This window comes from Methylotuvimicrobium sp. (genome assembly GCF_050611805.1).
Classification (GTDB): Bacteria; Pseudomonadota; Gammaproteobacteria; order Methylococcales; family Methylomonadaceae; genus Methylotuvimicrobium.
Map to the genome: position 1 here is coordinate 42,105 of NZ_JBNGHF010000031.1, position 11,011 is coordinate 53,115.

Below are 11,011 nucleotides of genomic sequence, written 5' to 3' on the forward strand. Positions count from 1 at the left end.
AAAGGGTTCAACAATATAGCGAGCTTAACGATGTTCCGCAATGAGGGTATGGGCTGGAAGGACTGGACCGAGCTGCATCAGAAAATCTGATTTAATGTTAAAAAAATGTGATTTTTACGATAATGATATTAGGCTTATAATTAGAAAGCATACAATTTATGCATAAATATGTTTTTTTATGTGTTTTTTGATAAATAAAAATTACATGATATTCTCTGAAACCTACAAACTTCAATTTCGAAGCGCCACTCAACGGCTTTCGAACCGGAAAGTGAGGCCCCATGACCGAGACCGTTTCCATGCTCAGCATCGTCAAGGAAATCACCAGCGCACTTAAAGATAAACCCGGCGCGCTGCTGCCGATTTTGCACGATATTCAAAACGCTTTGGGGTATATCCCCGCAGACAGCATTCCCATGATCGCTTCTGAACTGAATCTATCCCGCGCCGAAGTTCATGGCGTGATCAGTTTTTACCATTATTTCCGCGAAACGCCGCCGGGCAAACAGACGATTCATTTGTGCCGTGCCGAATCCTGTCAGGCGATGGGATCGAAACTGCTGGAAGATCATGTCAAGGCCAAGTTAGGCATCGATTTTCATGAAACGACAGCGGACGGCAGGTTTTCGCTCGAACCGGTTTATTGCTTGGGATTATGTTCTTGTTCTCCGTCGATGCAGATCGGCAACGATGTTTACGGACGTGTATCTAATGAATCATTCGACGGCGTGATCGGCGAGATGGAGGCTTTATCATGACAGTGACCGTTTATGTACCGAACGATTCCGGCGCGTTGTCGCTCGGAGCCGGCCGAATTGCGGCGGCGATCGAGAAGGAAGCTCAGCAACGAGGGCTGGACATCAAGCTGGTCCGCAATGGATCTCGTGGCATGTTCTGGCTGGAGCCGTTAGTCGAGGTCGAGACATCCGAAGGCCGCATCGGCTATGGTCCGGTGCAATTAAAAGACATCCCCGGTTTGTTCGACGCTGATTTTTTAAATGGAGGAAAACATACGCTCGAAGTCGGCACGATCGACGAAATCCCTTATTTCAAAAAACAGCAACGACTGACTTTCGCCCGCATCGGCCTCACCGACCCGGTAAGTCTCGACGACTATCTGGCCCATGAGGGTTATCGCGGCCTGAAAAATGCGCTGGCGATGAGCGGTGCCGACATCGTCAAACAGGTGACCGATTCGGGACTGCGCGGCCGAGGCGGTGCGGCGTTTCCGACCGGCATCAAATGGAACACGGTACTCAACACGCCGAGCGAACAAAAATACATCATCTGCAATGCCGACGAAGGCGACTCGGGCACGTTCTCCGACCGCATGGTCATGGAAGACGACCCATTCGTATTGATCGAAGGCATGACGATCGCCGGTATCGCGGTCGGTGCCACACAAGGTTACATCTATCTGCGCGTCGAATATCCGCATGCGCATCGGGCGTTGAATACCGCGATTGAAAAGGCCTATCAAGCCGGTTATCTCGGCGACAACATTCAAGGCAGCGGCAAAAAATTCGATCTCGAAGTCCGTCTAGGCGCCGGCGCCTATGTTTGCGGCGAAGAAACTTCATTGATGGAAAGTCTCGAAGGCAAGCGAGGCCTGGTCCGCTTCAAGCCGCCGTTGCCGGCGATCAGCGGCTTGTTCGGCCAACCGACCGTCGTCAACAATGTGATTTCACTAGCCTCGGTGCCGATCATTCTCGACAAGGGCGGCGAGTATTACCGCGATTTCGGCATGGGCCGTTCGCGCGGCACGCTGCCGATTCAATTAGCCGGCAACATCAAGTATCCGGGTCTCGTCGAATTGGCATTCGGCCTAACCTTGCGCGAGCTGCTCTACGAATACGGCGGCGGTTCGGCATCGGGACGACCAATCAAGGCGGTGCAGGTCGGAGGCCCCCTGGGCGCGTACCTGCCTGAATCGCAATTCGATACGCCGCTCGATTATGAAGCATTCGCGGCGATTTGGGCCGTCGTCGGTCACGGCGGCATCGTCGTCTTCGACGACACCGTCGACATGGCCGAAATGGCGCGCTATAGCATGGAGTTCTGCGCGATCGAATCCTGCGGCAAATGCACGCCGTGCCGGATCGGCTCGACGCGCGGCGAAGAAGTCATCAAAGACATCATCGCCGGCCGCGATCTTCATAAAAACATACCATTATTACGCGACCTGTGCGACACCCTATTGAACGGTTCGTTGTGCGCGCTCGGCGGCATGACGCCCTATCCTGTGCTGAGCGCATTGAATCATTTTCCCGAAGACTTCGGGATAACCGAACAGGCCAGCGCGGCTTGACCCCACCGGAGGTACTGATATGTCCCTGAATAAAGAACAAGACTTTGGAACCCCCGCCAAGGAGGCAGACAAACTGGTCACGCTGGAAATCGACGGATTTCAGGTGACCGCACCGGCCGGCACGTCGGTAATGCGCGCTGCGGCCGGCATCGGCATCGACATTCCGAAACTGTGCGCGACCGACAGCATCGAACCGTTCGGTTCGTGCCGCTTATGTGTCGTGCAGATCGAGGGCGCGCGCGGCATGCCGGCATCCTGCACGACGCCGGTCGCCGAAGGCATGAAGGTCGTTACGCAGAACCCGCGTCTGGCCGACGTGCGCCGAGGCGTCATGGAGCTCTATATTTCCGACCATCCGCTTGATTGCTTGACCTGTTCCGCGAACGGCGACTGTGAACTGCAGGACATGGCCGGCGCGGTCGGCTTGCGTGAAGTACGCTACAACCCGCAAGGCAAGAATCACTTGCAAGCTGTCAAGGATGAAAGCAACCCTTATTTCAGTTTCGATCCGGCCAAATGCATCGTGTGCTCGCGTTGCGTCAGAGCCTGCGAAGAAACGCAAGGCACTTTCGCCTTGACGATCGACGGACGCGGCTTCGATTCCAAAGTCTCTCCCGGTCAAAACGAGGCGTTCATGGATTCCGAGTGCGTTTCGTGCGGCGCTTGCGTGCAAGCCTGCCCGACTGCGACCCTGATGGAAAAATCAGTCATCGAACATGGCACGCCCGAGCACTCCACCGTGACGACCTGCGCGTATTGCGGCGTCGGCTGTTCGTTCCGCGCCGAAATGAAAGGTGATCAATTGATTCGCATGGTGCCTCACAAGGACGGCAAGGCCAATCACGGTCATTCCTGCGTAAAAGGTCGTTTCGCGTTCGGATACGCGACGCACAAAGATCGCATCACGACTCCGATGATCCGCAAAAGCATCAGCGATCCGTGGCAGGAAGTCAGCTGGGAAGAGGCGATCAACTATGCCGCATCCGAGTTGAAACGCATTCAAGCCAAATACGGCAAAGGCTCGATCGGTGGCATCACGTCGTCGCGCTGCACGAACGAAGAGACTTATCTGGTGCAAAAACTGGTTCGCGCAGGCTTCGGCAACAACAACGTCGACACCTGCGCGCGCGTCTGTCATTCGCCGACCGGCTATGGACTCAAGCAGACCTTCGGCGAATCGTCCGGAACGCAGAACTTCGACTCGGTGATGAAGTCCGATGTGATCATGGTCATCGGCGCGAATCCGACCGACGGTCATCCGGTGTTCGGTTCGTTGATGAAAAAACGTTTGCGTCAAGGCGCGAAATTGATAGTCGTCGATCCCCGCGAAATCGATCTAGTCAAGAACTCGCCGCATGTCAAAGCCGATTACCATTTGAAGCTGCGCCCGGGTACTAACGTCGCGCTGATCAATGCGCTCGGCCATGTCGTCGTGACCGAAAACCTGCTCGACGAAGCCTTCATTGAAGAGCGCTGCGATACCAACGCGTTCGCAAAATGGAAAACGTTCATCGCCGATCCGCGTCATGCGCCCGAGCAAACCGAAACGATCACCGGCGTTCCGGCCGCCGATATTCGCTCCGCGGCACGTCTTTTTGCCTCCGCCGGCAATGGCGCGATCTACTACGGCTTGGGAGTGACCGAGCACAGTCAAGGCTCGACGACCGTGATCGGCATCGCAAATCTGGCGATGGCGACCGGCAATCTCGGACGCGAAGGTGTCGGCGTCAATCCGTTGCGCGGTCAAAACAACGTGCAAGGTTCGTGCGACATGGGCTCGTTCCCGCACGAATTTCCGGGCTACCGCCATGTCTCCGATAACGAAACGCGCCAGCTGTTCGAGAAAGACTGGAACGTGATTCTCGAATCCGAGCCTGGCCTGCGCATTCCGAACATGTTCGACGCCGCATCCGACGGCACGTTCATGGGGCTCTACGTCGAAGGTGAAGACATCGCGCAATCGGACCCCGACATTCAACATGTGCATCATGCGTTGAGATCGATGGAATGCTTGATCGTGCAGGACTTGTTCCTGAACGAAACAGCCAAGTTCGCGCATGTGTTCCTGCCCGGGTCGTCTTTCCTCGAGAAAAACGGCACGTTTACGAACGCCGAACGCCGCATCTCGCCGGTACGTAAGGTCATGAAGCCATTGGCCGGATACGAAGACTGGGAAGTCACACAATTGCTCGCGAATGCGATGGGCTATTCGATGAATTACAGCCATCCGTCCGAGATCATGGACGAGATCGCGCGCTTGACGCCGACATTCGCCGGCGTCAGCTACGAAAAAATCGATCGCCTCGGCAGCATCCAATGGCCGTGTAACGAAGAAAATCCTGTGGGCACTCCTACGATGCATGCACATGAGTTCATGCGCCCGAACGGCAAAGGTCTGTTCATGCTGACCGAATATGTAGCGACCGAGGAACGCACGACGCGGATGTTCCCATTGATCCTGACCACCGGCCGCATCCTGTCGCAGTACAATGTCGGTGCGCAAACCCGTCGTACCGACAACGTTGCGTGGCATACCGAGGACAGGCTTGAAATTCATCCGCATGACGCTGAGGATCGCGGCATCGTCGACGGAAATTGGGTCGGCATCAAGAGCCGTTCCGGCGAGACGGTATTGCGCGCATTGATCAGCGAACGCGTGCAGCCGGGCGTCGTCTATACGACTTTCCATTTCCCGGAATCTGGCGCGAACGTGATCACGACCGACAATTCCGACTGGGCGACCAATTGTCCGGAATACAAAGTCACCGCAGTGCAAGTATCGAAAGTCACGCAGCCTTCGGAGTGGCAAAAACAGTACAGCGACTTTTCGAAGCAACAATTGGATCTGTTGGAGCAAGGCACACATCATGCTTGACCTTGCGACGCCCGAATCATCTGCGTGGGAACTGGGCTGGCCGAGTTATCGGCAAAGCCCGGTCGAGCGCTGGGAGGACGGGCGTGCAACCATTCAGCAGGATTACATCGCCGAAGAAGTACCGGTGTCGCTGGTCTATAACGGCGTGCCGCATGTCGTGATGCTGGCGACGCCGACTAATTTGGAAGAATTCGCGCTCGGCTTCAGCATCACCGAAGGCATTGTCGATCACCCAGCAGAGATTCTGAGCACACGAGTCTATAACCGCAAGGACGGCATCGAAGTGCGTCTTAAAATCCCCGAACAGCGAAGGCAAGGTATGGCCGATAAAGGCCGCAACTTGACCGGGCGGACAGGTTGCGGCTTGTGCGGGGCTAGCACCTTGCAACAAGCCGTCCGTCACCCCGCACCGGTATCGGGCGGTGCTTCGGTAACGTCTGCCGAATTGTTATCGGCATTGGACGAATTGACACAGCATCAACAACTCAACCGATTGACCGGCGCGGTGCATGCGGCCGCGTGGGTCTTGCCTGGCCGGGGCATTCAAACCATACGTGAGGATGTCGGGCGGCACAATGCCTTGGATAAACTAATTGGGGCATTATTGAGGATAGGACGAAAACCGGCCGACGGTTTTGTGATCGTCACGAGCCGAGCCAGTTATGAAATGGTCCAAAAAACGGCCGTGGCCGGCATTGGCTTGTTGGCCGCGATTTCCGCGCCGACCGGACTTGCGATACGGTTAGCCGAAGAAACGGGACTGACGTTGGTCGGCTTCGCCCGAGAAGACAGGCATGTCGTTTACAGTCATTCGCATCGGCTGATCCACCGAGAAACCGATTTGGTTTGAAATCAACTCTCTAACGGAGTCAAGGGAAGCACGAAAAAAATCGGACGTTGGAAAGGGGTGCTAAAGCTTTTTTACTTCAACTTGGTTGTAATTGGAAGCCGATAATTCCTATTAATCATATCCTTTAAGAAATTTTGTCGCGTACAGAGGCAGACAATAATGCAGATAGAAAAACTCATCAAAATGGCCAACGCGATCGGCGAATTCTTCAATGCGGATCCTGATAAGGAGGCCGCCGTCGAGAGCATCAAAAATCATCTAATACGCGCCTGGGAACCCCGGATGCGCCGCGAAATCATCGATTATTGCCGCAAAGACGGGAACGGTCTGGCCGAGCCGGTCAAGCAGGCCGTTATGAAATTAGAAGTCTAACTTTAAAAAGCGCTTGAGCCTACCAATAGACTATTCGCCTCATCTCTGTCATAAGTCGAACGGTCTTTTATATACTTCGTGCCAATGCATCATCCAATATCAACAAGGCGTTACCGTTAGTTTGCCGGACGTACGCCGGCGAAATCGGTTTTCTAAGCGCTGGAACTGGGTAGTTCAACCCTTTTTCAATTGGGCAATCACATCGTCTGAAATTCGATAACCCTTCTGTCTAAGCTCAGCGACTAAAGTCTCGGGATCGGAAATCAAGGCCTTTCGTTGCGCGGCAAACAATAGTCCAGCCGTGCCGACTATCGGCAATTGCTTGCGCAAGGCTTGTTTTCGTGCCAATGCATCATCCAAGATCAACATGGCATTACCGTTTGTTTGCAAGGCATACTCAATGCTGGATTGCTCGCCCAATCCCAAGCTTCTCGATAAAGGGAGTTTAAAATCCGGATTGTCCACACATTTCAACCACTCCGAAATCAAAGCCTGTTCGATTAAGAGAGCATCGGCGGATTGACTTCGCATACATTCATCGGCAACGGCTTGGGTAATCACAACCTTGCCAAATAGCGCGGGCAGCAATTGAAGGTGTTTTATTTTAGCCAGCGCTATTAGCGGTCCGGCATCGGCTATGACGATAGCCATGAATCCAATGTTTCCAATTCCTTGGCTGTTTGTTTGTCGGCCACGACAACATCGATATCCAACTGGGTCAAGTGGTCGATAAATTCAGATAGGCTTAAGCCGCTGATTTGCGCAGCCGCACCCAATGATATCACCCGGTCTTTAAATAAACTGGCTGCCAAGGCGGGTTTGAGTTGGTCGCTCAACTCACCCAGCGAGCTTTTTAAATTTAACAGCAGGGCATTTGGTTGATTGCCTTTTAAGATCAATACCGGTTCTTTTTCGGCATGTCTAAGGGCCTCCGAAGGATTACGTTTTAAATTTCTGACATTGGTTGCGTACATCGTCGACCCGCTCGGCTAAAAAACTAGAGTGTAGTCCACGCTAAGGGTGAACACAATCGCTTTTTTACGGGATGCCTGCGGCACATTTAGCAGACTGGCCCACACAGGTCCGATTACTTCTTTCATACTGAAAAACCCTGCGACTTCGTTTAAAGTATGTGGTGTGACTATCGAGGACCGCCGTTCACCCAAGTCCTAAATTCCATATCCCACTAGCTACGATTAATTACTCAGGCAATTTATGCAGGGTAAACCCACATTCCGGCAGCCTGATCGCCAGGGACGGCGTGGATGCAAATTTCACATGGACAAAACTCTGTCCTGCTGTCAACATCTTCGCAAAACACATCCCGCGCCTCCTGGAAATTAAACGTTTTTTCGATCGGATACGAGTAGACCCATCACAACATCGGCGCAATTACCAATGCCACCACAGACATCAATTTCAACAGGATATTCAGCGAAGGCCCCGAAGTATCTTTGAACGGGTCGCCGACCGTGTCGCCGACTACCGCCGCTTTATGGGGCTCCGAGCCTTTATGATAGGTATGCCCTTGAATTTCCACACCAGCTTCGATCATTTTCTTGGCATTGTCCCAAGCACCGCCGGCATTGGATTGAAAAATCGCCATCAACACCCCGCTCACCGTAACGCCGGCTAATAAGCCGCCCAACATTTCAGCGCCACCGCCAAAACCCACCGCTACAGGAGAAACGACGGCCAGCAATCCGGGAAACACCATTTCCCGGAGTGAAGCCCGTGTTGAAATAGCGACGCATTGACTGTATTCCGCTTTGCCGTCCGCATTATTGAAAACCAACTGATCGGCCTCGCTCCATTGATCCAGTTCCTTCCCTTCGTTGTGACGCATGACTTCGAGCGCCGCCTTCAACTCGGGGATAGAAGCAAACTGTCGCCTCACTTCTTGAATCATATCCATCGCCGCCCTTCCGACAGCCGCCATCGCCAGCGATGAAAATAGAAACGGCAACATGCCGCCCAAAAATAAACCGCCCATGACATACGGTTTGGAAATATCGATACTGGAAATGTTGGCGGTGGTCATGAAGGCGGCAAACAACGCGAGCGCGGTCAGTGCGGCCGAACCGATTGCAAATCCCTTACCGATTGCCGCGGTAGTATTACCGACGGCGTCAAGCTTATCGGTCCGTTCCCGCACGTCTTTCGGTAAGGCCGCCATTTCGGCGATACCGCCGGCATTATCGGAGATGGGCCCATAAGCATCGACCGCCAATTGAATACCGGTATTGGACAACATCCCCACCGCTGCTATGGCAATGCCGTATAGACCTGCGAATTCATAAGCACCGATAATAGCGGCGGCAATAATAATAATCGGCACTGCAGTCGACTGCATGCCTACTCCGACTCCGGCAATAATATTAGTTGCCGACCCGGTCAGCGATTGCTCGACGATGCCTCTCACCGGGCGGGTTCCGGTTCCGGTATAAAATTCGGTAATCGCGCCTATCGCCAGCCCTGAAACCAATCCGATAATAATAGCTATGAACACGCCCATCGACGTATAAACACCTGAACCGGTTTGCCAGGATTCCGGTAACATCCATTGAGTAATTCCATAAGTTACCAAAAGCATGAATACTGCCGAGACCAGTTCGCCTCGATTCAAGGCCTTTTGCGGATTGCCGCCCTCTTTGATGCACACGAACCATGTCCCAATGATCGATGTCACGATACCCACAGCGGCTAGCACCAAAGGCAACAAAACGGCATTTAATCCGCCGAATTCGTTGTCTACTTCAAATCCGGCTGTTCCGATCAATACCGCGCCCAGCACCATGGTGCCGATAATCGAGCCGACATAGGATTCGAAAAGATCGGCACCCATTCCGGCAACATCACCGACATTATCGCCGACATTATCGGCGATCGTCGCCGGATTCAGCGGATGATCCTCGGGAATCCCGGCTTCGACCTTTCCGACCAAGTCCGCGCCGACATCGGCCGCTTTGGTGTATATGCCGCCGCCGACCCTGGCAAACAAAGCAATCGAAGACGCACCGAACGAAAAGCCGGTTATCACCGTGACGATGCGGCCCATTTCCCATCCCAATGAAGAAAATACAATTAGCAGCAAACTGAGTCCCAACACGCCGAGGCCGACAACGCACATGCCCATCACCGAACCGCCGGCAAAGGCCACCCGCAATGCGCTACCGATATTCGTTCTGGCCGCTTGCGTCGTTCTGACATTAGCTTTAGTGGCAATACGCATGCCTAAAAAACCGGCAAATCCGGAACAAAACGCGCCTAATATGAATGATAATGCAATCATCCAAGATGAATCGTCAGACAAAGAGCCCATCCAACCCAACAAAATAGCGACTAGAACAACAAAAATAGATAAAACCCGGTATTCCGCCTTGAGAAAGGCCATGGCGCCATCTTCGATGAAGCCTGCGATCCGTGTCATTCGTTCATTACCGGCATCCTGTTTGTTAACCCATGCCGAACGTTTAATGATAAAAAATAGCGCTAATAAACCGAAAACCGGGGTGAAATAAGTAATCAACTGTCCTGTATTCATCGATGTTTGCCTTGTTTTAGTTATTAATGGTTTATGACATCGACGCTTTTTGATAGGGCATAAAAAGCGACTTAATGATTTTTTTGAGACGAACCCTTACAATCCAACGTTGTTTTACCGCGCCTGTCAACACTTGTCTTATTAAAATTGGTTATTTAGGAACCCGGACGCGGCTTTTAGGCTCAAATTTTTTTAGCACCTTACTGGCGGCACTTTATGTCCGGAAAAAACTCGATCATTGCCACCCTGTTAGCGTTGATGTTAACGACCGGCATCGCACAAGCCGATAGCCTTAAAACTCAACTCGAACAACTCATTAATGCACAGGACATAACAATAAAGAATTTACACTTAGTCCAAGACGGCCCTCCCCTTCGTCTTAGCGGCACACCGGATCAACAATTAAAACGACTGCTAAGTGATTATAACTTTGTTCAATTATCTAACAAACAAGGAGATATAGAAAAAATCATCATCACCAGCATCAAGCGCTATGACAACACGCCGCCTCCTGCAGTTGTTGAAAAACCCAAGGCCGACGCCAGTTATGCCATCAAAACGACTCGTAGCGGTTCGCATCATTTGGTAAAGGCCGAATTATCGGGGCCTTACGGCACCAAACTGAAAGCCAATATGCTGATCGATACCGGCGCGACCACTTTAGTGTTACCGGCCTCGCTTCAATCCGCATTGGGTTTTACCGACAGGAACTTACAACCCGGGTACAGCGAAACTGCGAACGGCAGAGTCGAAATTATGCAAGGCAAGCTTAAATCGGTCGTTATCGGCAAAGCTCAAGCCGATAACGTAGATGTGAGTTTCATTGCAGACGATAAATTACAATCGAACGGCTTGCTGGGTATGAGCTTTTTAGGACGCTTCCAAATGACGTTCGACGATGCGAGCAATCAAATCATTTTAAAACCCTACTAACCTTAGGATTTCGTGATAAATAACGTCCTGGAACTATGCGCTTTGTTGAGGGTTCGGTAACTCGCTTGACAGGTCGCCGTGAATACGTCCATGTAGGCTTGACGGCGGAATCTGATTGCCATGGATGGC

9 protein-coding genes are annotated in these 11,011 nt (G+C 52.5%); 6 read left to right on the forward strand and 3 right to left on the reverse strand.

From position 1 onward, the window contains the following. Nucleotides 1-281: 281 nt before the first annotated feature. The 5 genes from ACRJJO_RS14900 to ACRJJO_RS14920 all read left to right on the forward strand — a co-directional run bounded on the left by ACRJJO_RS14900 (nucleotide 282) and on the right by ACRJJO_RS14920 (nucleotide 6,405). Nucleotides 282-758 carry a formate dehydrogenase subunit gamma gene (locus ACRJJO_RS14900; RefSeq protein WP_431066472.1) on the forward strand — a complete coding sequence of 159 codons (477 nt, stop codon included), beginning with the start codon at nucleotides 282-284 and terminating at the stop codon, nucleotides 756-758. Beyond that, complete coding sequence (locus tag ACRJJO_RS14905) at nucleotides 755-2,308, forward strand: formate dehydrogenase beta subunit (protein ID WP_431066473.1); 1,554 nt, start codon at nucleotides 755-757, stop codon at nucleotides 2,306-2,308. The genes ACRJJO_RS14900 and ACRJJO_RS14905 overlap by 4 nt, the downstream gene beginning before the upstream one ends. A gap of 19 nt (nucleotides 2,309-2,327) precedes the next feature. Beyond that, nucleotides 2,328-5,183 carry a formate dehydrogenase subunit alpha gene (gene fdhF / locus ACRJJO_RS14910; protein ID WP_431066474.1) on the forward strand — a complete coding sequence of 952 codons (2,856 nt, stop codon included), beginning with the start codon at nucleotides 2,328-2,330 and terminating at the stop codon, nucleotides 5,181-5,183. After that, entirely contained in the window at nucleotides 5,176-6,033 is an 858-nt protein-coding gene (gene fdhD, locus ACRJJO_RS14915) for a formate dehydrogenase accessory sulfurtransferase FdhD (RefSeq protein ID WP_431066475.1), read from the forward strand. The genes fdhF and fdhD overlap by 8 nt, the downstream gene beginning before the upstream one ends. A gap of 159 nt (nucleotides 6,034-6,192) precedes the next feature. Further along, nucleotides 6,193-6,405, forward strand: a complete 213-nt coding sequence (locus ACRJJO_RS14920; RefSeq protein WP_431066476.1) for a formate dehydrogenase subunit delta — start codon at nucleotides 6,193-6,195, stop codon at nucleotides 6,403-6,405. Between the two features lie 174 nt (nucleotides 6,406-6,579). Here the strand turns inward: ACRJJO_RS14920 and ACRJJO_RS14925 are convergent, their stop codons facing one another. The 3 genes from ACRJJO_RS14925 to ACRJJO_RS14935 form a co-directional block, all read right to left on the reverse strand. Further along, nucleotides 6,580-7,056, reverse strand: a complete 477-nt coding sequence (locus ACRJJO_RS14925) for a DUF3368 domain-containing protein (protein ID WP_431066477.1) — start codon at nucleotides 7,054-7,056, stop codon at nucleotides 6,580-6,582. Further along, nucleotides 7,041-7,379, reverse strand: a complete 339-nt coding sequence (locus ACRJJO_RS14930) for a UPF0175 family protein (RefSeq protein ID WP_431066478.1) — start codon at nucleotides 7,377-7,379, stop codon at nucleotides 7,041-7,043. The genes ACRJJO_RS14925 and ACRJJO_RS14930 overlap by 16 nt, the downstream gene beginning before the upstream one ends. Nucleotides 7,380-7,780: 401 nt before the next feature. Next, nucleotides 7,781-9,949 (reverse strand): sodium-translocating pyrophosphatase, encoded by a 2,169-nt coding sequence (locus ACRJJO_RS14935; RefSeq protein ID WP_431066479.1) that lies wholly within the window; start codon nucleotides 9,947-9,949, stop codon nucleotides 7,781-7,783. A 216-nt stretch (nucleotides 9,950-10,165) separates the two neighbouring features. Between ACRJJO_RS14935 and ACRJJO_RS14940 the strand changes: the two genes are divergently transcribed. Further along, nucleotides 10,166-10,882 (forward strand): retropepsin-like aspartic protease family protein, encoded by a 717-nt coding sequence (locus ACRJJO_RS14940; protein WP_431066480.1) that lies wholly within the window; start codon nucleotides 10,166-10,168, stop codon nucleotides 10,880-10,882. The last annotated feature ends 129 nt before the right edge of the window (nucleotides 10,883-11,011 follow it).